Source organism: Bradyrhizobium sp. LB11.1 (assembly GCF_040549385.1).
Taxonomy (GTDB): domain Bacteria; phylum Pseudomonadota; class Alphaproteobacteria; order Rhizobiales; family Xanthobacteraceae; genus Bradyrhizobium.
Genome location: NZ_JBEPTH010000016.1, coordinates 79,727 through 104,520, shown reverse-complemented (window position 1 = coordinate 104,520; position 24,794 = coordinate 79,727). Strand labels below are relative to the sequence as shown.

Below are 24,794 nucleotides of genomic sequence, written 5' to 3'. Positions count from 1 at the left end.
GTGGGGTGAGGGGCTCTCTCGACACGCGCGATCGTCGAGGGACCTGTACCCCCTCACCCGAATTCGATCTGCGATCGAATTCGACCTCTCCCCGCAAGCGGGGCGAGGTAAGGTACGAGCAGCTACACCGGTATCCGCACGCTCGCCCTTAATCCGCCCATCGGGCTGTCGCCCAGCGTAATGTCGCCGCCATGCGAGCGGGCGATGTCGCGGGCGATGGCAAGGCCCAAGCCCGTGCCGCCTTCGTCCTGGTTGCGGGCGTTGTCGAGCCGCAGGAACGGCTTGAACACTTCCTCGCGCAGATGCGCGGGAATTCCGGGCCCGTCGTCATCGACCGTGACGGTGAGATAACGGTGATCGCGCTGGCCGGAGATGGCGATGGCCTGGCCATAGCGTGCGGCATTGGTGACGAGGTTGGCGAGGCACCGCTTGAACGAGGCCGGCTTCACCGTCACCACCGGCAGACCACCGAAGGTCACGGTCGCAATGTGGCCGTGGCGCTCGGCATCGCTGCGCAGCTCCTCGAGCGCCTGCGCCATGTCGGTCGGCTGCGACTGCTCGCCGGAATCGCCGCGGGCGAACGCAAGGTAATCCTCCAGCATCATCGACATCTCGTCGACGTCCTTGCGCATGCCCTCCATCTCGGGGCTGTCGCCGATCAGCGCCAGTTCGAGCTTGAAGCGGGTCAGGATGGTGCGCAGATCGTGGCTGACGCCGGCCAGCATCGCGGTGCGCTGCTCCATTGCGCGTTCGATGCGCGACTTCATCTCGAGGAAGGCGCCCGCCGCGCGCCGCACCTCGCGCGCGCCGCGTGGCCTGAAATTCGGCGCTTCGCGGCCCTTGCCGAAACTTTCGGCGGCGTCCGCAAGCCGCAGGATCGGCTTGATCTGGTTGCGCAGGAATAGCACGGACACGATCAGCAAGATTGACGATGTGCCGACCATCCAGAACAGGAAGATCTCCGAGTTCGAGGCATAGGCGGCACTGCGCTGCGCGAACACGCGCATTACGGCATCGTCGAGCTGGATGCGGATCTCGACGAGGTTGGAGCGGCCCACGGTGTCGATCCAGAAGGAGCGGCCGATCTGGCGGCCGAGCTGCACCGACAGCGTCTGGTCGAGCAGCGAGAAGAACGGTTTTGGTCCCGGCGGCGGCATGTCGCCGGCCGGCAGGAAGTCGACGACGAGGCCGAGGCGCTGCTGGGCGATGCGGCGGATCTGGTCGCGATCCTTGTCCTGCGGATAGCCCTTGTAGACGTCGATCAGCGCGGCGATGTCCTGCACCACCGCGGCCGACAATCTGCGCGTCACCGTGTTCCAGTGCCGCTCCATGAACACGAAGGCGACCACCGATTGCAGGATCACCATCGGCACGATCATGATGAGGAGCGCGCGCGCATAGAGGCCGGTCGGCATCCAGCCCTTGAACGCGTTGCCCATCCAGCCATTGGCGGCGGAGACGCGCCCGGCGGCGCTCTTGAGTAGCGTCAGGCCGGTATCGATCGTGCTCATCGGTCGTGCTTCATACTTCTATGGCGAGGCTACCAGCCGGTAGCCGATGCCGCGCACCGCCTGAAGGAATAGCGGATTGGCGGGGTCGGTCTCGATCTTGCGCCGCAGGCGGTTGATCTGCACGTCGACGGCGCGCTCATTGACGCTGCCATTGCCGGTCAGCGCGCTGCGCGGCACGGTGTCGCCGGGCGTCTCCGAGAGAATCCGCAGCATCTCGCGCTCGCGGTCGGTCAAGTGGATGACCTCCTCGCCCTGGCGCAATTCACCGCGATCGAGATGGTAGACGTAAGGACCGAACGCGATCTTCTCCACCGCCGCGGCCTGGACCGGCGGTGCCGCGCGCTTGAGGATGTTGTTGATGCGCAGCGCCAACTCGCGCGGCTCGAACGGCTTTGCCACGTAATCGTCGGCGCCGATTTGCAAGCCCTCGATGCGGGCTTCGGCTTCATGGCGCGCCGTCAGCATCACGATCGGCACCGAGGAGGATGTCCGGATGAAGCGGGCGAGATCGAACCCGGTCTCGCCGGGCATCATGACGTCGAGGATCAAAAGATCGAAATGCAGGCCCAGCAGTTTTGAGCGCGCGTCGCCGGCGCTTGCGGCGGTGGTGACGCGATAGCCTTCGGCCGCGAGGAAGCGCGACAAGAGATCGCGGATGCGGCGATCGTCGTCGACCAGCAGCAAATGTGGGGCGTCGTCGGCCGGTTGCGCCGGCGGGCGGGCGAGCGTGGCAGCGAGCGGCACGGTCACTCCTTTGAGTCTTGATGGACGGTGGCGAAGATCGTCTCCAGCACCTTGTCCGGATCCTCGCGGTCGATCATCGCGCGCAGGAAGCGTTTGACGGTCTCGGCATCCTGCGGCGCCATCTCGGCAAGCGCCTTTGTGATCCGTGTGGTCTGAAGGCCGGCGAGCTTCTGCACCAGCGCCTCGCCCTTCGGCGTCGCATAGAGCAGACGCTGGCGGCGGTCATTGTCGCCGGTCTTCTGCACGATATAGTCCTCGTCCAGCAGCTGTTTGAGCACCCGGCCGAGTGATTGCTTGGTAATCCGGAGCACGTCGAGGAGGTCTGCGACCTTCAGTCCGGGATAGCGATAAACGAAGTGCATGACCCGGTGATGAGCGCGGCCGAAGCCGAAAGCCTCCAGCTCCTGGTCAGGATCGCCGACGAAATCGCGATAGGCGAAGAACAGCAGCTCGATGATATCCCAGCGCAAATTGCCTCCATCGCCTGCTGCCGGCCGTGGCTCGGCAGCGTCTTGAGGGGGAGTCGCGAAATTTATGTCAGGCATATTGACGTATCTTGGGTCCAATGTTACAAAACGATCGGCCCGCACGAAATTTTAGATCGTTTCGCGTCGGGTGGCATTTCTAAGAGCGGCCGGAGCCTGCCGAACAGGCGGCGATGGCCGAAGCACTACCGTGCGATTGTCGAGCGGCATTTCGGCAAAACATACTGGACTTCCGCCTTCCGCAAAAGCATGTCCTCGGAGGACATGCTGGCCACGGAAACCGGCCGTAACAAGGCTGGCGGTGGTTCGGCCAGAAACCACATCAAGCCAGCCGGGCCCAACAGGGCAGGCGGGCGCCAGAACAGCGCCGCCATCGGCAGCGGGAGGCCAAGGACATGAGCATGAAATTCGAAATCCAGCCCGCACCCAATCCGACCTCCGAGAAGGACCGGGTCGCCAAGTTGGTGGACCCCGGCTTTGGACGGGTCTTCACCGACCACATGGCGGTGGTCCGCTACAACCAGGCCAAGGGCGGCTGGTACGAGGCGCGCATCGAGGCGCGCGCGAGCTTCCAGCTCGATCCGGCCGGCGCGGTTCTGCACTACGCCCAGGAAATTTTTGAAGGCCTCAAGGCCTACAAGCGCGACGATGGCGGCGTGAACCTGTTCCGCCCCGACGCCAACGCGCGGCGCTTCAAGGACTCCGCCGACCGCATGGCGATGGCGCAGATCCCCGAAGACGTCTTCATCGAGGCGGTCGAGCAGGTCGTGCGCATCGATCGCGCCTGGATGCCGGGCGGCGAGGGCAGCCTCTATCTGCGCCCCTTCATGATCGCGAGCGAGACCTTCCTCGGCGTCAAGCCGTCGTCGGAATACATCTTCGCGGTGATCGCTTCGCCCGTCGGCTCCTATTTCAAGGGCGGTCCCGCGCCGGTCTCGATCTGGGTGTCCGAGAATTACACGCGCGCTGCCGTCGGCGGCACCGGCGCCGTCAAGTGCGGCGGCAATTACGCGGCGAGCCTGCGCGCACAGGCCGAAGCGATGCAGCACGGCTGCGATCAGGTCGTCTTCCTCGATGCGGTCGAGCGCCGCTACGTCGAGGAGCTCGGCGGCATGAACGTGTTCTTCGTGTTCGAGGACGGCTCGCTCTCGACGCCGCCGCTCGGCACCATCCTGCCCGGCATCACCCGCGACTCCATCATCGCGCTGGCCAAGGACGCCGGCAAGACCGTGCGCGAGGAGCCGTATTCGCTCGACCAGTGGCGCAAGGATGCGGCCAGCGGAAAGCTCAAGGAAGCCTTCGCCTGCGGTACTGCGGCCGTGATCTCGCCGATCGGCAAGGTGCGCTCGGTGAGCGGCGACTTCGAGATCAGCGGCGGCGCCGCCGGTCCCGTCGCCATGGGCCTGCGCAAGCAGCTCGTCGACATCCAGTACGGCCGCACCAACGATCCGCACAGCTGGATCCGCAAGGTGTTTTGATTGGCCCTCGTGTGAGGTGCGTATGCTCTCTCACTCCCTCGCCCCGCACTTGCGGGGAGAGGGTGGGGTGAGGGGCTCTTCGATCCGCAGGTTCCGAATTCGCGACGGGTAGCGCGCCATGCCCCTCACCCGAAATTCGCAATCGCGGATTTCGACCTCTCCCCGCAGAAGGGCGGGGAGAGGTTAGGAAGCACCGGCGCTTGCCGCCCGGAGCATGCGCTGATACCAACCAGCCCATGGCCGAAAAACCCAAAAAACCCCAGAAACTGAAGGCGCGCCTGCCGCGTGGGCTCGAGGATCGCGATCCCGCCGCGATCCGGGCGACGCGCGAGATGGTCGAGAAAATCCGCGCCGTCTACGAGCTCTACGGGTTCGAGCCGGTGGAGACGCCGGCGATGGAATACACCGACGCGCTCGGCAAATTCCTGCCCGACCAGGACCGCCCGAACGAAGGTGTGTTCTCGTTCCAGGACGACGACGAGCAGTGGATCAGCTTGCGCTACGATCTGACCGCGCCGCTCGCGCGCTATGTCGGCGAGCGCTACGGGACCGACGGGCTGGTTCTGCCCTATCGCAGCTATCGCGTCGGTTACGTCTTCCGCAACGAGAAGCCCGGCCCCGGCCGCTTCCGTCAGTTCATGCAGTTCGATGCCGACACGGTTGGTTCGGCGACGCCGGCGGCGGATGCCGAGATCTGCATGATGGCCGCCGACACGATGGAAGCGCTGGGCGTTGCGCGCGGCCAGTACGTGGTGAAGGTGAACAATCGAAAAGTGCTCGACGGCGTGTTGGAGGCCATCGGTCTCGCGGGTGAGGAGAACGCGGCACGCAGGCTGACTGTGCTGCGCGCGATCGACAAACTCGACAAGTTTTCCGCCGACGAAGTGCGCAGGCTGCTTGGTCCCGGACGATGGGATGGCGGTGAAGAAGGCAAGGGCGACTTCACCAGAGGCGCCAATCTGAGCGCTGCGGAGGCTGACGTCGTTCTCGCCATCACCAAACCGCGCGACGATTGGAAAGAGGCCATTGCCGCGGCAGAAACCTATCTCGCCAAGAGCGAAATTGGTCAGGCCGGCGTGAGCGAGCTGGAGGAGATCGCTAAGCTCGTCACGGCGTCGGGTTACGGTGCCGACCGCATCAAGATCGATCCATCCGTCGTGCGCGGCCTCGAATATTACACCGGTCCGGTCTACGAGGTCGAACTGCTGCTCGACACCAAGGACGAGAAAGGCCGTCCCGTGCGCTTCGGCTCGGTCGGCGGCGGTGGACGCTATGACGGCCTCGTCTCGCGCTTCCGCGGCGAGCCCGTGCCGGCGACGGGCTTCTCGATCGGCGTGTCGCGGCTCCAGGCCGCGCTGACGCTGCTCGGCAAGCTCGACACGCGGCCCGAAGTCGGTCCCGTCGTGGTCACCGTGTTCGACCGCGACCGCGTCGCCGACTATCAGAAGATGGTGGCGTCCTTGCGCACCGCCGGCATCCGCGCCGAGCTCTACCTCGGCAATCCCAAGAACATGGGCAACCAGCTCAAATATGCCGACCGTCGCAACAGCCCTTGCGTGATCATCCAGGGCTCGGATGAAAAGGCGCGCGGCGAACTGCAGATCAAGGACCTGGTCGAAGGCGCCAAGGCCGCCGCCGCGATCGCATCCAACCAGGAATGGCGCGAGACGCGTCCGGCGCAGTTCTCATGCAGCGAAGCCGATCTCGTCGCCAGGGTGCGCGAGGTCCTGGCGCGCCATGACGTAAAGTGGGGATAGCCATTCCGGCAGGCCATCACGCCCGGGCTTGTCCCGGGCATCGTCGTCCTGTTTGATGCGCACCACCATGAAAGACCGGGGTGTGCCCGGTCATCACGAAAGCCAGGGGAGACGACAATGCCTGAGATCACCGTCAGCATGGCCGAAGGCCGCACCGATGAGCAGAAGGCCGGCATGATGCGCGACATCACGCAGGCGCTGGTGAAGAACCTCGGCGTCGATGCCGATGCCGTCGTCATCCAGATCAACGAAGCCCCGCTCCGCCACAAGATGAAGGGCGGCAAGACCTTTGTGGAGCGCGCCGCGGCTGCGAAGAAGTAGGCAGCGCTGTAGCGCCAATGGGTCCCGGATCTGCGCCTCGCTTGTCCGGGACGACACTGAGCAAGCCCCATGGACGCACGCGACTTCATCACAATCGGCATGAGCGCCGAGCGCACGCTGGTGGTGCCGGCCGAGCGCACGGTCGGGCATTTCGTGCCCGGCATGCCGATGGTCTATGCAACGCCGATGATGATCCTGGAAATGGAGATGACGTCGGGCGATGCGATCCGCGCCGCGCTTCAGCCCGGCTGGGTCACCGTCGGCACCGAGGTCGACATCCGCCATCTCGCGGCAGCGCTCGTCGGCGCGACGGTGCGCACCACCGCGAAAGTGGTCGCGGTCGAACGTCGGGTGATCCGCTTCGAGGTCGAGGCATTCGAAGGCACGCGCAAGCTCGGCGAAGGCCGCCATGCGCGCGGGCTCGTCAATGTCGAGATGTTCAACAAGCGGTTGGGCGCGTAGCCCGGATCTCGTAGGGTGGGCAAAGGCGCGAAGCGCCGTGCCCACCATCTTTCTTGAATTGCGATGAAGTTGGTGGGCACGCTTCGCTTTGCCCACCCTACGGCACCTGCTTACTTCGCCAATTCCTTCGACCGCTTCGTCGCCGCCGCAATCGCGCGGATCATGAGATCGCGCAAGCCGGGCTCGCTCATCAGCACGCTCAGCGCCGCGGCGGTGGTGCCGCCGGGCGAAGTCACGTTCTGCCGCAACGTGCTGGAGGGAAGCTCCGACTGGTGCAGCAGTTCGCCCGAGCCTGCGACCGTTTCGCGTGCGAGCTTCGCCGCCAGCGCTTCAGGCAGGCCTGCGTCCACGCCGGCGCGGGCGAGCTCTTCGGCGAGCAGGAACACATAAGCGGGTCCGGAGCCGGACACGGCGGTCACCGCATCCATCAGGCTTTCATCCTCGACCCATTCGACCGAGCCGGTGGCGCGCAGCAGCGCGTCGGCCACCGCGCGCTGTGCGGCGCTGACATTCTTCGCCGCGACCGCCACGGTGATGCCGCGGCCGATCGCAGCCGGTGTGTTCGGCATCGCGCGCACCACGGCGCCGCCGCAGACTTCCTCGATCGATGCGATCGTGGTTCCAGCCATGATCGAGACCACGGATGTCTTGTCGGACACGTACGACTTCAGTTTGGCGCCGGCCTCGCGGAACATCTGCGGCTTCACCGCGACGACCATCGTCTCGACGTGTCCCGCCGCCTTCACGTCGGGATTGAGCGTGACACCCTTGGCGGCCAGTGCGGTGATTTCGGGCGAGATGAAAGGATCGACCACCGCGACGCGGCGCGGATCGAGCCCGCCCGCCAGCCAACCGGTCAGCATCGCGCCGCCCATCTTGCCGGCGCCGGCGAGAAGGATGGTGCCGGTGATGTTTTGGAGAGTGTTGTTCGCCATCGCTGTTGCCATACGTTCGCTGTCGTCCCCGCGAAAGCGGGGACCCATAACCTCAGGCGTTCTAGTGGATGAAGGTGGTGGCAACAAGCCGCGTGCCACAATGTAAATCAAGAGGTATGGGTCCCGGCGTTCGCCGGGACGACGGTGGGAGGGAGGTGTGGCTCCCTCACTATCTTCAGGCGAGACTTAAGCCTCGCCCACCGTATCGAACATTGCCGCGTCCATCGCCTGCGCGGTGGTCTTGCCCGCCCACACCACGAACTGGAACGCGGGGAAGTAGCGTTCGCAGGCGTGGATGGCGCCGGCGAGCATGGCTTCGCATTGCGCGGTCGAGGCTGTCAGCCCGCCCGGCAGCACCAGCGCCTGGCGGTGCATGATCATGCCGGTGTTGGACCACAGGTCGAAGTGCCCGACCCACAGCTGCTCGTTGACCGCGGCAACCAGTCGCTGCACCTCCGGCCGCCGTGCGACCGGAATCTTCATGTCGAAAGCGCAGGCGAGATGCAGCGCCTCGATCTCACCCATCCAGGTGAAGGAGATCTGGTAGTCGGTCCATTGTCCCTTCGAGACAATCGTGAGTTCGTCTTCGCCGGAGCGTTCAAACGGCCAGTTGTTGCTGGCAGCGATATCCTCGACCACCGCGAGCGGATGGCTTTTGGAATCGATAGTGCCTTCGAGCAGGGACATGCCGTCTCGACCTCTTGCCTTTTTGTTTGTCTTTGATACGCACGCGCTTGGTCCGGCGCGCGCTTCCTTAACGTCGTTAAGGGCAATCTCCTCGGAGTCGATTTAGCGATCCCTCGGACCAGCGCGGGCTTGTCGCGGATCAACTGATGTGATTTGCGGAATCTGCGCAACGGGGTCCGGAGTCCGTCCACAAGCCAGGACTCGTTCGTCCACAGCTCATCTCCGACACAATTATTAATTTGAGAACAAATCGGAATCGGATCGAGCCGCTTCGGCTCAATCGTTAATTCCGCCTCCCGAGGGCTGCACGGCCATAGCAGCATAGGACCATGCGTTTTTTGCTGCGGAACACGCTTGCTGCGGCCCCGGACCGGCGTCATATTTCGCCTCAGGCCGTTCATTCCGGACGGCCGATGTTCTCAGGGCGGGGTGAAAGTCCCCACCGGCGGTAAGGGCCGAAAGGCCTAAGCCCGCGAGCGCCTTCCCCAAGGGGTTTCCTGAAAAGGATTTTCTCCAAAGGGAAGGGTCAGCAGATTCGGTGCAACTCCGAAGCCGACGGTTAAAGTCCGGATGAAAGAGAACGGTCGGTGGCAGACGCATCGCAAGATGCGGCTGTTTGTCGTTCCGTATGCCCTGATTCTGGTCCTTTGAAGGAAAGCCATGAATCAGATGATGCAAGATCCCCAAACCGAAACGTCCCAGACAACCCAGCCGCCGGTTCCAGTTGATCCGCCGGCGATCGAGCATCCGCGCTTTGCAAAACCGCAGCGGGTGGCCTTCGTGCAGGCCTGCTGGCACCGTGACGTGGTCGAGGAAGCCCGCATCGCCTTTGTGAAGGAGGCCGAGGCGCGCCACCTCACCCATGTCGACGTGTTCGAGGTGCCGGGTTCGTTCGAAATCCCATTGCACGCACAGGTCCTCGCCAAAACGCGGCGCTACACCGCGATCGTCGCGGCGGGCCTGGTCGTTGACGGTGGCATCTATCGGCACGAGTTCGTCGCCGACACCGTGATCAAGGCGCTGATGGACGTGCAGCTCCGCACCGAGGTGCCGGTGTTCTCCGCAGTGCTGACGCCGCAGCAGTTCCACGAGACCGAAGTGCACTATGATTTCTTCCGCAGGCACTTTGCGATCAAGGGCGTCGAGGTCGCGGCAGCCTGCGCGGAGACATTACACGGCCTTGAGCGCCTGCGCGGCCAGGTTGCGGCGGGAATTGTGTAGAGGCCGCAAAAACTCGCGCTCCTCATCCTGAGGAGCGCGTAGCGCGTCTCGAAGGACGAAGGCCACAGTGGGGCCTACATGGTTCGAGACGGCGCTTGCGCGCCTCCTCACCATGAGGCTCTTTGGGCTCTTCACACGCCGCTGATTGTCAATCCCGCCGCCGTCCCTATAAAGTCGGCTGCGGGAGGAGGCCGTGCCGTGGAGACGGGCGGCTGACAAGATCATGTTCGAAGGACACGATCCCTATCTCGTCGCGCTCTCCGTGGCGATCGCGAGTCTGGGTGGCTATACCGGCTTTGCGCTTGCTGCTCGCATCCGCAACACGCCCGGCGTCAGTAACCGCATGCTGCTCGCGGGCGCCGCGGCGTTTCTCGCCATCGGCATCTGGACCATGCATTTCGTCGGAATGCTGGCTGCACCGCTGCCGCCGGACACAGTCTATCTGGTGCTCCCTACCATCATCTCGTTCCTGATCTGCGCGCTGGTGGTCGGCATCTCGCTTTTCTTTGTCTCGATCGGCGAGCCCAGCTTGAAGCGAGTGGCGTCGTCGGCCGTGCTGCTCGGCGTCGGCATCGCCAGCATGCATTATGTCGGAATTCATGGGCTGGCTGGCCCGTTCGGCATCGTGCACGACCCGATCATGGTTCTCCTGTCGGTCGTCGTGGCAATCGTCACGGCCTATGGCGGCCTGCGCGCCTTCCTGGCGCAGCAGGAAGGCGTTCGGCTGATCGTCAGCTCCATTGTTTTCGGCATTGCCGTCTCCGGCATGCACTACACCGCGATGCTCGGCATGCATTTCGAGCCGCTGACCGGCGCGGCGCATCACCATGCCGGCGGCGGCCTTGCCGCGTCGCAGCAAATCCTCTCGATCATCGTGGCCGTGCTGTGCTTCGTGATCGCGGCCGGCTTCCTGCTGTCGCTCGTCCCCGATCAACGCCGGCAGATCGCGGCCGTCGTTGCCGCCGATCCGGTTGCCCCGCCGGTCGCTCCGGCCGTCGCCGAACCGATTGCCGCACTCGCCGCACCTCCGCGGCCGATGGCGCCGCTCGGCGGACTCGGCCAGCCGCCCCGTGCGCCGGCTCCCCGGCTGCCGGTCGAGAGTGCCGACGGCACGCACTTTATTGAGACGGCCAATGTCCGCAGCGTTCGCGCCGATGCGCATTACACCCGCGTCCATGACGGCACCCGGGAGCGGATGTGCCCATGGTCGATCTCGGAGGCCGAGGCGCAGCTCGATCCCTCACTGTTCCTGCGGGTCCACCGCAGCCATATCGTCGCCATCCCCCATGTCGCCTTGGTCCGGAAAGAGGGCGACGGTGCCGTGCTCGAGCTCGACGGCCCATCGCCGCACCGGGTCCCGGTGAGCCGGGCCAAGATCGCCGAGGTGAAGGCCCGGCTAGGGCTGGTGAACAGGCGGCAGGCGTAACGGTCTCTCGCTCCCCCGCAAGCGGGGCGAGGTGAAGGGTCCCCACCCCTGACGCAATTCGTGCGTTCCTCGCCGTACTTCGTGCGAAATTCGCTGTTCCGTGCCCGAATGATTGCGGCTGGCCCCGCCGGGAGTGACCGTCCCCACCAACGTCCGCGCCGTCACGCGCAAAGGACGACGAGGAGGAGATGATGATCCCAGGCTCATTCAGCTATCACCGGCCGGCGAGTGTCGCCGATGCCGTCAAACTCTTGGTCGATCTCGGCGAGGACGCGCGGCCACTGGCCGGCGGGCACAGCCTGGTGCCGATGATGAAGCTCCGGCTCGCCACCCCCGCCCATCTGATCGATTTGCACGGCATCGCCGCCCTGAAGGGCATCAGCCGCAACGGCAACAATCTCGTCATCGGTGCGATGACCACCCAGCACGAACTGCTGGCCTCCGACGAGGTCGCGAAGGCGATGCCGATCCTGCATGAGGCGGCCCTGCTGATCGCCGACCCGCAAGTGCGCTATTGCGGCACAATCGGCGGCAATGTCGCCAATGGCGATCCCGGCAACGACATGCCGGCGCTGATGATGACGCTGGGGGCGACCTACCGCCTCGAAGGCGCTGGCGGCGCCCGTGACGTTCCGGCGGCGGACTTCTACCAGGGTGCCTATTTCACAGCGCTCGAGCCCGGCGAGATCCTCACCTCCGTCTCGGTCCCTGTGCCGGCGGCGGGCCACGGCTACGCCTACGAAAAACTCAAGCGCAAGGTTGGCGACTACGCGACCGCGGCAGCCGCCGTCGTGCTGAGCATGTCCAGCGGCAAGGTCGCGAGCTGCTCGATTGGTCTCACCAATGTCCATGAGACGCCGCTACTCGCCGCTGACGCTGCGAAAGCCGTGATCGGCACGAGCCTCGATGCCGCCACGTTGAAGAAAGCGGCTGCAGCGGCCTCGGCGATCATGGCGCCGGCGGCGGATGCGCGCGGGCCGGTCGAATACCGCAAACACGTCGGCGGCATCATGGTGGCGCGGGCGCTTCAGCGCGCCGCTTCCGTCGCGAAGTAAGGGAGGGGATCGATGGCCAAAACACACGTCACCATGAAGGTGAACGGCGCCGAGGTCGAAGGCCTCGTCGAGCCGCGTACGCTGCTGGTGCATTTCATCCGCGAGAATCTGCAGATGACCGGCACCCACATCGGCTGCGAGACCACGCATTGCGGCGCCTGCGCCGTCGATATCGACGGCATGTCGGTGAAGTCCTGCACCATGTTTGCAGTGCAGGCGGAAGGTAGTGACATCATCACGGTCGAAGGCATGGCCAATGCCGACGGCACGCTGTCCGCGCTGCAGGAAGGTTTTCGCATGATGCACGGTCTGCAATGCGGCTTCTGTACGCCCGGCATGATTGTCCGTGCGCATCGGTTGCTGAAGGAAAATCCCTCCCCGAGCGAGCCCGAGATACGCATGGGCATCTCCGGCAACATCTGCCGCTGCACCGGTTACCAGAACATCGTCAAAGCCATTCAATACGCCGCCGCCAAGATCAATGGCGTGGAATTTCAGGAGGCCGCAGAATGAATGACCTCACTCCCACGCGGGAACAACGCACCGCCGCACTCGAAGGCATGGGCTGCAAGCGCAAGCGCGTCGAGGACATCCGCTTCACCCAGGGCAGGGGCAATTACGTCGATGACGTCAAGCTGCCCGGCATGCTGCATGGCGATTTCGTCCGTTCACCGCACCCGCATGCGCGCGTCAAGAAGATCGACGACAGCGAGGCGCTGAAGGTTCCGGGTGTGCTCGCGGTCATCACTGCCGAGACGCTGAAGACCGTCAACCTCGCCTGGATGCCGACCTTGGCCGGCGACGTGCAGATGGTTTTGGCCGACGGCAAGGTGCTGTTCCAGAACCAGGAGGTCGCCTTCGTCGTCGCCACCGACCGCTATGCGGCCGATGACGGCATCAACAAGGTGATCGTCGAATACGAGGCGCTGCCGCCGCTGGTGGACCCCTTCAAATCGATGGACAAGGACGCTCCGGTGCTGCGCGAAGACCTCGTCGGCAAGATGTCCGGCGCGCATGGCCCGCGCAAGCACGACAACCACATTTTCGAGTGGACCGTCGGCGACAAGGAGCTGACCGACGCGGCCTTCACCAAGGCTGAGGTGACGATCAAGGAGATGATCTCCTACCACCGCACCCACCCGTCTCCGCTGGAGACCTGCCAGTGCGTCTGCTCCTTCGACAAGATCAAGGGCGAGCTGACGATCTACGGCACCTTCCAGGCCCCGCACGTGATCCGCACCGTGGTGGCGCTGATCGCAAAGCTGCCGGAGCACAAGATCCACGTCATCGCGCCCGATATCGGCGGCGGCTTCGGCAACAAGGTTGGGGCCTATCCCGGCTATATCTGCGCGGCGGTGGCCTCCATCGTCACCGGGAAGCCGGTGAAATGGGTCGAGGACCGCATCGAGAACCTCACCGCGACCTCATTCGCGCGCGATTACCACATGACCACCGAGATCGCTGCGACCAAGGACGGCAAGGTCACGGGCCTGCGCGTCCACGTGCTCGCCGATCACGGCGCGTTCGACGCCTGCGCCGACCCGTCGAAATGGCCGGCCGGCTTCTTCAACATCGTCACCGGCTCCTACGACTTCCCGACCGCGCATCTGGCCGTCGATGGCGTCTACACCAACAAGGCCCCGGGCGGCGTCGCCTACCGTTGCTCGTTCCGCGTCACGGAGGCGGCCTACTGCATCGAGCGGGCCATGGATATTCTGGCCCAGAAGCTCAACATGGATCCGGCGGAGCTGCGGCTGAAGAACTTCATCAAGCCGGAGCAGTTTCCGTATCACTCGGCGCTGGGCTGGGAATACGATTCCGGCGACTACCACACCGCCATGCGCAAGATGATGGAGACGACAGGCTACGCCGCGCTCCGGAAGGAGCAGGCAGAGAAGCGGGCCGCGTTCGCCCGCGGCGAGACCCGCGACATCATGGGCCTCGGCATCTCCTTCTTCACCGAGATCGTCGGTGCGGGCCCGTCGAAGAACTGCGACATCCTCGGCATCGCGATGTTCGATTCTTGCGAGATCCGCATGCATCCGACCGGAGCGGGCATCGCGCGCGTGGGCAGCAAGAGTCAGGGCCAGGGCCACGAGACCACTTGGGCCCAGATCATCGCGACCGAGATCGGCATTCCCGCCGACAACATCATGGTCGAGGAGGGCAACACCGACACCGCGCCCTACGGGCTCGGCACCTACGGTTCGCGCTCCACGCCGGTGGCGGGTGCCGCAATCGCCATGGCGGCGCGAAAGATCAAGGCCAAGGCGCAGATGATCGCGGCCTATAAGCTGGAGGTCCACGAGGACGATCTCGAATTCGACATTGACGGTTTCCGGGTGCGAGGCTTGCCGGAAAAATTCATGTCGATGAAGGATATTTGCTGGGCAGCGTACAACTCGGTGCCGCCGGGCATGGAGCCGGGGCTTGAGGCGGTGAGTTACTACGACCCGCCCAACATGACTTATCCGTTCGGCGCCTATCTCTGCGTGATGGAAATCGATGTCGATACCGGCGTGTACAAGGTCCGGCGCTTCTACGCGCTCGACGATTGCGGCACGCGCATCAATCCGATGATCATCGAGGGCCAGGTTCATGGCGGCCTCACCGAAGCCTTCGCTATCGCGATGGGCCAGGAGATCCGCTACGACGAGGTCGGCAACGTCGTCACCGGCTCGTTCATGGACTTCTTCATGCCGACCGCGGTCGAGACCCCTCATTGGGAGACCGACTTCACCGTCACCCCGTCGCCGCATCACCCGATCGGCGCCAAGGGCGTCGGCGAGAGCCCGAATGTCGGCGGCGTGCCGGCCTTCTCCAATGCCGTCAACGACGCGTTCTCGTTTCTGGGGTCGAAGCACATCCAGATGCCGCATGATTTCTGGCGCAACTGGAAGGCGGCGAAGGATCTGGGCGCGGTGGCGTGATCTGACCGTCATTGCGAGCGAAGCGAAGCAATCCAGTATCCCACCGCGGAAACAGCCTGGATTGCTTCGTCGCTTCGCTCCTCGCAATGACGAGAAGAGGGTGGAAGCATGAAAGGCCGTGACGAGATCGCGCAAGCTTTGGCCGCATCCGGCTACATCGCCGATGCGGATCTCGCGACCGCGATCTCGCTGATGCAATTGCTGCGGCGTCCGCTGCTGCTGGAAGGCGAGGCGGGTGTCGGCAAGACCGAGGTGGCGAAGGCGCTCGCTAAAGTGCATGCGACCGAGCTGATCCGGCTGCAATGCTATGAGGGGCTCGACCAGTCCTCGGCACTTTACGAGTGGAATTATCAGCGCCAGTTGTTGGCGATTCAGGCCCATCGCGGCGCTGAGAGCATCGAAGACCAGGTCTTCTCGGAGAAATATTTGCTGGAGCGTCCGTTGCTCGCGGCGATCCGCCGGCCGAAGGCGCCGGTGCTGCTGATCGACGAGATCGACCGCGCCGACGACGAGTTCGAGGCGTTCCTGCTGGAGCTATTGTCCGATTTCCAGGTCTCGATCCCCGAGCTCGGCACCATTTCCGCAATCACCATCCCGCATGTCGTACTGACCTCGAACGGAACGCGCGAGCTGTCAGACGCGCTGCGCCGGCGCTGCCTCTATCATTACGTCGATTATCCCAACGTCGACCGCGAGACCCGGATCATCCTGGCGCGGGTCGCGGGTGCGAGCCCGTCATTGTCGCTCCAGATCGCGCGCATGGTCGAAGGCGTGCGCAGGGAGGAGCTGCGCAAAGTCCCGGGAGTCGCGGAGACGCTTGACTGGGCGGCGGCGCTCGTCGGTCTCGACGTGCGCGATCTCCACGACGCGCCCGAGATGGTGCATGAGACGCTGGTCTGCCTGCTAAAGACTCACGAGGACCGCGCCCGCGTGACACCCGAGGTGACGCAACGCCTGCTGGGGAAGGTCGCATGAGCTGCTGCGGTTCCAGCCCCGGATATGACGATCTCAGTGAGGTCTCCCGCCTCGTCTCCGCGAAGCTTGCCGCGTTCCTGCGCACCTTGCGCGATGCCGGCTTTCGCGTGGGGCTCGCCGAAGGGCAGGATGCCGCAATGCTGATGTCGTCAGGCTATGCGGCGCGACCCGGCCTGCTGCGCACAGCGTTCAAGCATCTGTTTTCGGCACGCAAATCCGACTGGGAAAAATTCGACGGGCTCTTCGATGCGTTCTGGCTGGGTAAGCGCCTGCGCTCTCGCTCCCGCACCATTGGTTCGGCGCCGGGCGCCAGCAATCCGTCGCTGAAGAGCTTGCAGGACACAACCGCGGAGCAAGGCGGCAACCAACTGGCCACCGATCAGCTTCCGTCGTCCGATGATGCGCCGGAGGGCCGTTCCGGCGAGGGTCGCATGGAAGGCGCTTCGCGCGCGGACAATCTTGCTGAAGTCGATTTCCGAAAGCTCAGCGATCCCGATCAGGTCGCACAGGCCCATGAAGCCGCGGCACAGCTCGCCAAATCGATGCGTGTGCGGCTGACCCGGCGTGATCTGGCGCGCCGCCGCGGCTATCGGCTCGATCTCCGCCGCACCATCCATCGCAACATCAGCCATGGCGGCGTGCCGATCGCACTCGTGAAGCGCCAGCGCAAGGACAAGCCGCTGCGGCTCGTCGTTCTGCTCGATGCCTCGGGTTCGATGAGCATGTACACCTCCGTGTTCCTGCGCTTCATCCACGGCGTGCTCGATCAGTTTCGCGAGGCCGAGGCGTTCCTGTTTCACACGCGGCTCGCCCATGTTTCCGATGCGATGAAGGAGAAAGATGCGGGGCGGGCGCTCGACCGGCTTTCGATCATGGCGCAGGGCGCGGGCGGCGGCACGAAGATCGGCGAGAGCCTGCAGACCTTCAACCGCTGGCACGCTTCGCGCGTCATCCATTCTCGCAGCTGCGTGATGATCGTGTCCGATGGTTACGAGACCGGCGATGCCGCGCTGCTCGGCCGCGAAATGGCGGCGCTACATCGCCGCTGCCGCCGCATCGTCTGGCTCAACCCGATGATGGCCTGGGACGGCTACGCGCCGGAGGCGCGGGGCATCAAAGCAGCGTTGCCGCATGTCGATCTCTATGCGCCCGCGAATTCGCTGCAAAGCCTGCGCGCGCTCGAACCCTATCTGGCCAGGCTCTGAGGGATGTTGCGATGACCGCTCATGTCGAAGTGCTGGATCTCGTGGCGCAGATGAAGGCCGCCGAGCGTGCCTTCGTGCTCGCGACGGTGGTGCGAACGGTGTCGGTGACCGCGGCGAAGGCTGGCGCCAAGGCGATCATCGCGGCCGACGGCACCATCGTCGCGGGTTGGATCGGCGGCGGCTGCGCCAAGGGCGCGGTGCTGAAGGCGGCGCGCGAGGCGCTCGCCGACGGCGAGCCGCGCATGGTGTCGGTGCAGCCGGAAAATTTGCTGGCCGAACTCGGCGTCAGCGCGGGCGAGAGCCGCGACGGCATTCGCTTCGCCAGCAACATGTGCCCGAGCAAGGGCACGATGGACATTTTTGTCGAGCCGGTACTGCCGCATCCCTCGCTGGTCATTCTCGGCGCAAGCCCGGTGGCGCTGTCGCTCGCCGCACAGGCGCGCGTGCTCGGCTATCACGTCACGCTCGCCGCGCCTGCCGCCGATCTCACCGCGCAGCCGGAGGCCGATGCGATTATCGACAGCTACCAGCTCGGCGAGCTCAATGACGCCAAACGTTTTGTCGTGGTTGCGACGCAAGGCAAGGGCGACGAAGCAGCCCTGCGCGCGGCGGTCGCGACCAGGGCTGAGTATCACGCCTTCGTCGGCAGCCGCCGCAAGATGGCCTCGCTCCGGGCAAAACTGATCGCGGAAGGTGCCAGCACCGCGGCGATCGATGATTTCAAGGCGCCAGCCGGGCTCGATCTCGGCGCCATCACGCCGGAAGAGATCGCGATGTCTATCCTCGCGGAGATCACCAGGGAACGGCGCCGCGGCCAGCGTGCCGCCAGTCAAACAGCAAGCAGAGAGTAACCGATCATGCAGATGAACGACAGCCAGCGCATCCCCGCCACACGTGAACAGGTGTGGGCGGCGCTGAACGATCCCGCAGTGCTGAAGCAGTGCATCCCCGGCTGCCAGTCGCTCGATGTGACCGCGCCGAACGAGATGACTGCCACTGTGGTCTTCAAGGTCGGCCCGGTGAAGGCGACGTTCAGCGGCAAGGTGACGCTGTCCGATTTCGACCCGCCGAACAGCTATCGCATCTCGGGTGAAGGCTCCGGTGGCGTCGCCGGTTTTGCGAAGGGTAGCGCACTCGTGCGGCTGGAGTCCGAGGGCGCCGATGTCACGGTGCTGCATTACGAGGTCGACGCGCAGATCGGCGGCAAGCTCGCGCAGTTGGGTGCGCGTTTGATCAACTCGACCGCGACGAAACTTGCCGGCGAATTCTTCAAGTCGTTTGCCGATGTGGTGAGCGCGAAAGCCGAGGCGGGTTAGATCTCGTAGGGCGGGCAAAGGAGCGAAACGCCGTGCCCACGATCTTTTCCAATTGATGGAGATGGTGGGCACGCTTGCGCTTTGCCCACCCTACGGATGCGCGCTTGGCTCCGGCTTGAGCAGCCGATAGTGCAGCCGCGCATAGCCGCCGAGCCAACGGACGGCGGCATTGAGTCCAAGCGCCAGCAACGCAGCGAACCCCGCGCCCGTCGTCATCAGCGCGACGCCTGCGAGCCCGCGCAAGATCAGATTGACGACGTGCCCGTCGCCAAAATGCTTGTAGACGCTGATCAGCAATCCGATGCCGACTATTCCCAGCACGCACATCACGAAGGCGATCACGAGCAGGATCAGCAAGACGACAAGCAGCAGCGGCAGCAGCAGGACGATGTCGACCACGGCGAGGCCACTGAGCGCAAACAGCGCGGTCGTGGAGTTGCGGAAGGAGTGATGGTTCTCCCATCGGCGCAACCCCGTCTCGGCGCGCAGCTCGCGCGCCAGCCGTTTGGGGTCGCCAAGCGCGGAAGCGACCTCTTGCTCAGTCCGGCCCGACGCGCGGGCCTCTTCGAAATGGGCGGCGTAGTCGGACAGGATGTCGTCGATCTCTGCTGCGGGCAGCCCCGCGAGCCCATCGGCAAGGATGTGAAGGAAGTCGTCGCGGCTCATCTGGTATCTCCGAGCAGCCGATCCACAGCGTCCGAAAAATTTCGCCATTCGCGCTTCTGCGCGGTGAAGGCGGCGCGACCGGCGGCCGTCAGCCGATAGTATTTGCGCGGCGGGCCGCTGCTGGATTCCTCGAGGCGGGTGTCGACCAGCCCGTCATCCTGCATGCGCCGCATCAGCGGATAGATCGTTCCTTCACCCATGCCGACGCCGGCCGACAGCGTGCTCGCGATCTCATAGGCATAGCTCTCGCTGCGTGCGAGCAGAGCGAGCACGCAAAGCTCCAGCGCGCCCTTCTTGAGCTGAACCTGATTCGACGAGTCGGCCATTTCCTCCTTGACTACACTGCTTTCAAGGGAGCTGATATAGCAAGGTACCATGTATTGCAAGATATCTGTGAATACCCCATTCCAGAGGAATCGAGCTATGGCTTATCTCAACCGTCGTCATGTCCTCGCTGGCGTCGGCGCGAGCGTCGTCCTTCCGCGCGCCGTGCCCGCGATTGCCGCATCGTCCGATACCGCGGAGCGCCTCGCCGGGCTCATGCAGGCCGGAAAGGTGCCCGGTCTGCATGCGTTCCTGGTCAACCAGGGCGGCAAGCTCGTGTTCGAGCATTACGGGAAAGGTTCGGACGAGCGGCTGGGCGCACCGCTTGGTGACGTCGCCTTTGGCCCCGACGTGCTGCACGATCTGCGCTCCGTTTCCAAGAGCGTCGTCGGTCTCGCCTATGGCATTGCGCTCGCGGAAGGCAAGGTGCCGCCACCGGATGTCAAGCTCTACGCGCAGTTTCCGGAATATGCCGATCTTGCCGCGCAGCCCGGCCGTGACAAGATCACGATCCACCATGTGCTTTCGATGACGCTCGGCTTCGAATGGGAAGAGCTTGCGATCGTTTACGGCGATCCACGCAACGCCGAGACGGCGATGGAAGCCGCGACGGACCGCTATCGGTTCATTCTCGAACGTCCGATCGCAGGCGAGCCCGGCGTGAAGTGGACCTATTGCGGTGGCGCCACCGCGCTGCTCGGCCGGCTCATTGCCAAGGGCACTGGCGAAGCCCTGCCGGCCTATTGCCGCCGCGTGCTGTTCGATCCCCTCGGCTTTGGCCGGTCCGACTGGACCGTTGGCCGTGACGGCGAACCGCGTGCGGCGTCAGGCGCGCGCCTCCTGCCGCGCGATCTCGTCAAGATTGGTCAGCTCATGCTGGCGAGTGGCAGCTGGAATGGAAGGTCCATCGTTCCGTCCGACTGGGTGAAGCGCGTGACAACGCCGGTAGTCCAGACCTGGGTTGGCCGCGATTACGGCTATCACTGGTACATCGGCGATTTCGCCACGGCGCAGCCCCTGCATTGGCTCGGCGGTGTCGGCTGGGGCGGCCAATATCTGTTCGTGATGCCGGCGCGCGATCTCGTCGTGGTGATCCACTGCGGAAACTATCAGCGATCCGGCCAGGAGCAGACCGCTGTGATGATCGCGCTGATGAAGGACGTGGTGTTGCCGGGCTTTGCCTGAGTTCTTGCTCACCCCAGCGACACCCCCGCCTTGGCCCGACTGATCCCGAGGGTCAGGATGCGCTGCAGGAGATCCTTGTATTTGAGCCCGGCATGTTGAGCCGCCGTGGCGAACTCCTGGTTCTTGGCGATTTCCGGGTTGGGGTTGGCTTCGATGAAATACGGCGTGCCGTCGGCCGCGAGACGGAAATCGATGCGCGCATAGCCGTCGAGGCCAAGCGCCCGGTAGATGCGTTTCGCCGCGCGCTGGATGCGCGCGGTGACTTCGGGCGCAAGGTCCTTCGCCGGCCCGTCGACGATGCCGACCTTCTCCTGATAGTCGGTGTCGTGCTTGGCTTTCTCCGTGGCGATGTGGCGTGAACTGCGCCCGCCCATGCTGCCGAATTTCAACTCCCAGACCGGCAGCACGCGCAGCCGGTTGTTGCCGAGCACGCCGACATACAGCTCTCGCCCCTCGATGAACTGCTCGGCGATGGCGGCGGATTCGACCCGTTCGTGGATGAAGGCAACTCGTTCGGCTAGCTTCTCGTCCGTATCGACGATCGATGCCTGCGAGATGCCGAAGGATCCATCCATGTTCAGGCTCTTGACGATCAGCGGCAGCGCGAGACGCGTCGGACGCTTCACCTTGCGGCGCATCGGAAAGACGGCGAAGGCCGGTGCCGCAATCCGGCGGTGATGCACCAGCGTCTTCGACAAATCCTTGCCGCGTGCGAGGATCAGGCCGCGTGGATTGCACCCGGTATAGGGGACCTTCATCAGCTCGAGATAGCTCGCGATGTGCTGGTCGTAGGCGACGTTGTTGTGGAATTCCTCCAGCAGCGTGAAAGCCACATGCGGCTTGAACTCTTCGATCGCTTCGCGGACCGGTCTGATTTCCTCCTGCGCGCCGAGTGCGCGGACCTCATGGCCCGCCGCGCGCAAAGTGCTGACGACGTCGTATTCCGTTTTCCAGGTGTTGATCTCCTGCGGGGTGTATCCGTCGGTCGAATCCGGAGGCAGGAAGTCCGGATGCATCAGCACGAGAATACGGAGTCGTCTCATAGCGCGATCCATTTGCGCCGAGACGGGCCAAACAGCGCGTGCATCGTCTTGGCGGTCACAAGGACGGTGAAATCGAGAACGAGCTTCTGTTCAGAGCCCACGGCGCGCAGATCGAGCTCGCGGCAGCGGGAGATCATGTCGTCAAGCACGGCATCGAGTGTAAGCTGGTTCTCGCCTGTCCATCGCGCGACCAACTGCCTGATCTGGGCACGATGTCGCCTGATCAGACTCGAAGCCGGTTTGGACCGATGATGCCGAGGATCGGCGGAAAACAGCTGGGAGAGGTCGCGGTCGTAAGTCTTCGGTGGCGTGAAGGCGTAGAAAGCCTGCTTCTTCTTGTAGTGGTCTTCGAGTGTCTGGCTGAGCCTGCTCAATGGATCGACGCGTTCCCGCGTCGTGATCAGCGGTCGCTTTCCCGCAATCTCGCCCATCAGCTCATCGACATATTCGAGCTTCTTCAGCGCCGGCCAGCCGGCATATCGCGTCCGCCAGTTCGAGCGCGGCCGCAGCCACACCGCAAAGGTTTCGGCAAAGTCCTCGTCCGGGTGGCTCTGCGCGTACCAGAGACGGAGATGTTGGACGTAACGCCGGCTTGCCGGGTTGGGCCGGTAGTAGCGCGGATAGTGCTTTGACGACGGACCGAATAGCTGCTGCCAGCGCCGCCGGCGCTGCAGTTGGTAACCGTGCTGCAGCGCGTGGCCGGCCTCGTGACGGAGGATGGCCATGCATTCGCGCCAGGTTCCGCCCTCGACGTCGAACATCATCTTCTTCTCGAGCTTCATCAGGCGGGGATGGGCGAGATAGAAGGGGAGCGCGATGCCGGGTACATCTCCCGGACTGAACCATTCGCTCGAGATCCACGTATGCGGCCGCAGTCGGATGCCCCGCTCTTCGAGCTCTTCGTGAAGCGTACCAACGCAGTCCTCGAGCCAGGTGCCTTCGACCGTAACCCGCAGGCTGGAGAGATGCTGCTTGAGCAACTCGTCATCCGACAGTTTTTCCCAAGCAAATTTCCAGCGCGGCATCAGGTATCCAGAGGGCAGTGATGACTCGGTGTCATGATGATGTCATGGGCGGCAGCCGGCAACAACCCGCGGGTGCGAGGGCGCGCTGTGGCCCAGGGCGACGGTGCCGTAGGGTGGGCAAAGCGAAGCGTGCCCACCAAAAAGAAAAGGTGGGCACGGCGCGTCGCGCCTTTGCCCACCCTACGGCACTGCGGAACTTAACTTAGTCGAACAGGCTCGAGACCGACTCTTCCGACGCGGTGCGCGCGATCGCGTCGGAGATCAGGCTGGCGATCGGCAACGTGCGGATGTTCGGCGCCTTGGTCACCGCATCCGTCGGCAGGATCGAGTCTGTGATGACGAGCTCTTTCAGCTTGGAGCCCGCGATACGGGCAGCCGCGCCGCCGGAGAGCACGCCGTGGGTGATGTAGGCGAAGACGTCCTTGGCACCCTTGGCGATCAGCGCGTCGGCTGCGTTCACCAGCGTGCCACCGGAGTCCACGATGTCGTCGACCAGGATACAGGTATAGCCGGCGACGTCGCCGATCACGTTCATGACCTCGGACTCGCCCGCGCGTTCACGGCGCTTGTCGACGATCGCGAGCGGGGTGTTGATGCGCTTGGCGAGGCCGCGCGCGCGAGCCACGCCGCCGACGTCAGGCGAGATCACCATCGTCCTGGAGAGGTCGAACTTCTCCTTGATGTCGCGCACCATCAGTGGCGCTGCGTAGAGGTTGTCGGTCGGAATGTCGAAGAAGCCCTGGATCTGCAAGGCATGCAGATCGAGCGTCATGACGCGGTCGACGCCGGCCTGCGTGATCAGATTGGCGACGAGCTTGGCCGAGATCGGCGTGCGGGAGGCGGATTTCCGGTCCTGCCGCGCATAGCCGAAATACGGGATCACCGCGGTGATGCGGTGCGCGGACGAGCGGCGCAGCGCGTCGGTGATGATCAGCAGTTCCATCAGATGGTCGTTCGCCGGGAACGAGGTCGACTGGATGATGAAGGCATCCGAGCCGCGGACGTTCTCCTGGATCTCAACGAAGATCTCCATGTCGGCGAAGCGCCGTACCACGGCTTTGGTCAGCGGCAGGTCGAGGCCCTGCGCGATCGCTTGCGCGAGCGCCGGATTGGAGTTGCCGGCGACAAGCTTGATGGAGCCGTTCTTGGCCGACATGGACGCTTCCTCCCGCGCTTTGCTGGATACGACGTTCAACATCAGAAAATACCCACTGGCAGCACGGTTACGACGGGCGAGGAAATATCAGGCCGAGGGCCGCGATGGCAACCCGGGATGCTACGTTTTCCCTTCGAAATCCTGAGTCGGGCCAACGGCTTGGCTAATAACTGGGCCCGTGGTTTAGCGGTGGTTATTGCTGGACATAGCCGAGCGCCGAGGCCGGCATCTCCGCCACCGGAGCCTCCGGCGTCACGCTGGCTACGGCCGGCCCGCGCAGGCCTGGAACCGACCCCGGCGTATCGGCCGGCGCTCCGTTGATCATATTGGAAAGTCCGCTGAATCCGGCCTGGGCGATCTTCCGCAGCACGAGGTCGTCGGCGGCCTGCCAGGGGTCACGGCCGCCCTTGGTCGCGGTCGGTTCCTCGCCGGAAAGGCGTAGCGCCCGCTGCTGGTTGGCGTCGTAGACGTCCCAGACCCAGGCGATCACGGTCTTGCCGCGCACCACCTGGGCGGAGAGGTAGCTGCGCACGCGGTAGGCGGCCGTCCCCTCACGGGACACGATTGAGAGGCTGCGCAGCTTGGATTCGGAATCGAGCACGCCGACCATGCGGTCGAACACCTGCGGCGGCGGCCCGTCGATGGATTCGAAAGCGACCGTCGCTCCGGAGCCGGCGCTCGGTGCCATCGCGTAGGAATTGGCGGGCGCGTTGCCGCCGGCGCAGCCGGCCAGCGCGGTCGCTGCCGCCAGCAGGATGACCGCCAGCCCGCGCGAGCCCGCGCGGCGCAAGATGGGTGACGCTTCCCTCATTGAGGGCAGCGATATCGTTAAAATCGATTAAGGTCTAGGGCAGAGGCGACACAGACCTGGGGCATTACGGGCGCGA

The 24,794-nt window shown here is 64.5% G+C and carries 25 protein-coding genes and 1 riboswitch; of the genes, 14 read left to right on the top strand and 11 right to left on the bottom strand.

Annotated features, from left to right (window positions below; translation table 11 throughout):
• Positions 1-122 precede the first annotated feature (122 nt).
• From ABIA96_RS31070 to ABIA96_RS31060, 3 genes are read right to left on the bottom strand one after another with little or no spacing between them, the layout of a single operon-like run.
• Positions 123-1,511, bottom strand: coding sequence for an ATP-binding protein (locus tag ABIA96_RS31070; RefSeq protein WP_354140738.1), 1,389 nt, complete (start codon positions 1,509-1,511; stop codon positions 123-125).
• Between the two features lie 18 nt (positions 1,512-1,529).
• A complete protein-coding gene (locus tag ABIA96_RS31065; RefSeq protein ID WP_354140737.1) occupies positions 1,530-2,261 on the bottom strand; it encodes a response regulator in 732 nt (243 codons plus the stop codon).
• Complete coding sequence (locus ABIA96_RS31060) at positions 2,258-2,800, bottom strand: MarR family winged helix-turn-helix transcriptional regulator (RefSeq protein ID WP_354140736.1); 543 nt, start codon at positions 2,798-2,800, stop codon at positions 2,258-2,260. The genes ABIA96_RS31065 and ABIA96_RS31060 overlap by 4 nt, the downstream gene beginning before the upstream one ends.
• A gap of 335 nt (positions 2,801-3,135) precedes the next feature.
• Between ABIA96_RS31060 and ABIA96_RS31055 the strand changes: the two genes are divergently transcribed.
• The 4 genes from ABIA96_RS31055 to ABIA96_RS31040 all read left to right on the top strand — a co-directional run bounded on the left by ABIA96_RS31055 (position 3,136) and on the right by ABIA96_RS31040 (position 6,758).
• Positions 3,136-4,218: a branched-chain amino acid aminotransferase gene (locus tag ABIA96_RS31055; protein ID WP_354140735.1), complete on the top strand. Its 1,083-nt coding sequence runs from the start codon at positions 3,136-3,138 to the stop codon at positions 4,216-4,218.
• 236 nt (positions 4,219-4,454) lie between these two features.
• Positions 4,455-5,975: a histidine--tRNA ligase gene (gene hisS, locus ABIA96_RS31050; RefSeq protein ID WP_354140734.1), complete on the top strand. Its 1,521-nt coding sequence runs from the start codon at positions 4,455-4,457 to the stop codon at positions 5,973-5,975.
• Between the two features lie 117 nt (positions 5,976-6,092).
• Positions 6,093-6,296 (top strand): tautomerase family protein, encoded by a 204-nt coding sequence (locus ABIA96_RS31045; RefSeq protein ID WP_008144861.1) that lies wholly within the window; start codon positions 6,093-6,095, stop codon positions 6,294-6,296.
• Between the two features lie 69 nt (positions 6,297-6,365).
• A complete protein-coding gene (locus ABIA96_RS31040; protein WP_354140733.1) occupies positions 6,366-6,758 on the top strand; it encodes a thioesterase family protein in 393 nt (130 codons plus the stop codon).
• 110 nt (positions 6,759-6,868) lie between these two features.
• Here the strand turns inward: ABIA96_RS31040 and proC are convergent, their stop codons facing one another.
• Together proC and ABIA96_RS31030 are read right to left on the bottom strand one after the other, a co-directional pair.
• On the bottom strand, positions 6,869-7,693 hold the full coding sequence (gene proC / locus ABIA96_RS31035) for a pyrroline-5-carboxylate reductase (RefSeq protein WP_354140732.1): 825 nt from the start codon (positions 7,691-7,693) through the stop codon (positions 6,869-6,871).
• 186 nt (positions 7,694-7,879) lie between these two features.
• The gene (locus ABIA96_RS31030) at positions 7,880-8,380 is read right to left on the bottom strand and encodes a type III secretion system chaperone family protein (protein ID WP_354140731.1); all 501 of its coding nucleotides are present in this window, start codon (positions 8,378-8,380) and stop codon (positions 7,880-7,882) included.
• A gap of 411 nt (positions 8,381-8,791) precedes the next feature.
• A riboswitch (FMN riboswitch) is annotated at positions 8,792-8,966 on the top strand.
• Between the two features lie 74 nt (positions 8,967-9,040).
• Here ABIA96_RS31030 and ABIA96_RS31025 point away from each other — a divergent pair.
• The 9 genes from ABIA96_RS31025 (at position 9,041) to ABIA96_RS30985 (ending at position 18,508) form a co-directional block, all read left to right on the top strand.
• Positions 9,041-9,601, top strand: a complete 561-nt coding sequence (locus ABIA96_RS31025; RefSeq protein ID WP_354140730.1) for a 6,7-dimethyl-8-ribityllumazine synthase — start codon at positions 9,041-9,043, stop codon at positions 9,599-9,601.
• A 223-nt stretch (positions 9,602-9,824) separates the two neighbouring features.
• Positions 9,825-11,027 carry an MHYT domain-containing protein gene (locus ABIA96_RS31020; protein ID WP_354140767.1) on the top strand — a complete coding sequence of 401 codons (1,203 nt, stop codon included), beginning with the start codon at positions 9,825-9,827 and terminating at the stop codon, positions 11,025-11,027.
• A 191-nt stretch (positions 11,028-11,218) separates the two neighbouring features.
• A complete protein-coding gene (locus ABIA96_RS31015) occupies positions 11,219-12,082 on the top strand; it encodes an FAD binding domain-containing protein (RefSeq protein WP_354140729.1) in 864 nt (287 codons plus the stop codon).
• A gap of 12 nt (positions 12,083-12,094) precedes the next feature.
• Positions 12,095-12,595 carry a (2Fe-2S)-binding protein gene (locus tag ABIA96_RS31010; RefSeq protein ID WP_354140728.1) on the top strand — a complete coding sequence of 167 codons (501 nt, stop codon included), beginning with the start codon at positions 12,095-12,097 and terminating at the stop codon, positions 12,593-12,595.
• Positions 12,592-15,012 carry an aerobic carbon-monoxide dehydrogenase large subunit gene (locus ABIA96_RS31005; RefSeq protein ID WP_354140727.1) on the top strand — a complete coding sequence of 807 codons (2,421 nt, stop codon included), beginning with the start codon at positions 12,592-12,594 and terminating at the stop codon, positions 15,010-15,012. Before ABIA96_RS31010 ends, ABIA96_RS31005 begins: the two co-directional genes overlap by 4 nt.
• 108 nt (positions 15,013-15,120) lie before the next feature.
• On the top strand, positions 15,121-15,987 hold the full coding sequence (locus ABIA96_RS31000; RefSeq protein WP_354140726.1) for an AAA family ATPase: 867 nt from the start codon (positions 15,121-15,123) through the stop codon (positions 15,985-15,987).
• Positions 15,984-17,192 carry a vWA domain-containing protein gene (locus ABIA96_RS30995; protein ID WP_354140725.1) on the top strand — a complete coding sequence of 403 codons (1,209 nt, stop codon included), beginning with the start codon at positions 15,984-15,986 and terminating at the stop codon, positions 17,190-17,192. The genes ABIA96_RS31000 and ABIA96_RS30995 overlap by 4 nt, the downstream gene beginning before the upstream one ends.
• Before the next feature lie 11 nt (positions 17,193-17,203).
• Complete coding sequence (locus ABIA96_RS30990) at positions 17,204-18,043, top strand: XdhC family protein (RefSeq protein WP_354140724.1); 840 nt, start codon at positions 17,204-17,206, stop codon at positions 18,041-18,043.
• A gap of 6 nt (positions 18,044-18,049) precedes the next feature.
• Positions 18,050-18,508 carry an SRPBCC family protein gene (locus ABIA96_RS30985; protein ID WP_354140723.1) on the top strand — a complete coding sequence of 153 codons (459 nt, stop codon included), beginning with the start codon at positions 18,050-18,052 and terminating at the stop codon, positions 18,506-18,508.
• A 90-nt stretch (positions 18,509-18,598) separates the two neighbouring features.
• Here ABIA96_RS30985 and ABIA96_RS30980 read toward each other — a convergent pair whose 3' ends face one another.
• Together ABIA96_RS30980 and ABIA96_RS30975 are read right to left on the bottom strand one after the other, a co-directional pair.
• Complete coding sequence (locus tag ABIA96_RS30980) at positions 18,599-19,174, bottom strand: DUF1700 domain-containing protein (RefSeq protein WP_354140722.1); 576 nt, start codon at positions 19,172-19,174, stop codon at positions 18,599-18,601.
• Positions 19,171-19,500, bottom strand: a complete 330-nt coding sequence (locus ABIA96_RS30975; protein WP_354140721.1) for a PadR family transcriptional regulator — start codon at positions 19,498-19,500, stop codon at positions 19,171-19,173. Before ABIA96_RS30975 ends, ABIA96_RS30980 begins: the two co-directional genes overlap by 4 nt.
• Before the next feature lie 97 nt (positions 19,501-19,597).
• On the opposite strand from ABIA96_RS30975, the gene ABIA96_RS30970 reads away from it, so the two are divergent.
• The gene (locus tag ABIA96_RS30970; protein WP_354140720.1) at positions 19,598-20,683 is read left to right on the top strand and encodes a serine hydrolase domain-containing protein; all 1,086 of its coding nucleotides are present in this window, start codon (positions 19,598-19,600) and stop codon (positions 20,681-20,683) included.
• An 8-nt stretch (positions 20,684-20,691) separates the two neighbouring features.
• Here ABIA96_RS30970 and ABIA96_RS30965 read toward each other — a convergent pair whose 3' ends face one another.
• From ABIA96_RS30965 to ABIA96_RS30950, 4 genes are all read right to left on the bottom strand, one after another.
• Positions 20,692-21,726, bottom strand: a complete 1,035-nt coding sequence (locus ABIA96_RS30965) for a D-alanine--D-alanine ligase family protein (protein ID WP_354140719.1) — start codon at positions 21,724-21,726, stop codon at positions 20,692-20,694.
• Positions 21,723-22,751: a putative zinc-binding metallopeptidase gene (locus ABIA96_RS30960; RefSeq protein WP_354140718.1), complete on the bottom strand. Its 1,029-nt coding sequence runs from the start codon at positions 22,749-22,751 to the stop codon at positions 21,723-21,725. Before ABIA96_RS30960 ends, ABIA96_RS30965 begins: the two co-directional genes overlap by 4 nt.
• Before the next feature lie 202 nt (positions 22,752-22,953).
• Positions 22,954-23,907, bottom strand: a complete 954-nt coding sequence (locus tag ABIA96_RS30955) for a ribose-phosphate pyrophosphokinase (protein ID WP_354140717.1) — start codon at positions 23,905-23,907, stop codon at positions 22,954-22,956.
• A 193-nt stretch (positions 23,908-24,100) separates the two neighbouring features.
• The gene (locus tag ABIA96_RS30950) at positions 24,101-24,718 is read right to left on the bottom strand and encodes a hypothetical protein (protein ID WP_354140716.1); all 618 of its coding nucleotides are present in this window, start codon (positions 24,716-24,718) and stop codon (positions 24,101-24,103) included.
• Between the last annotated feature and the right edge of the window lie 76 nt (positions 24,719-24,794).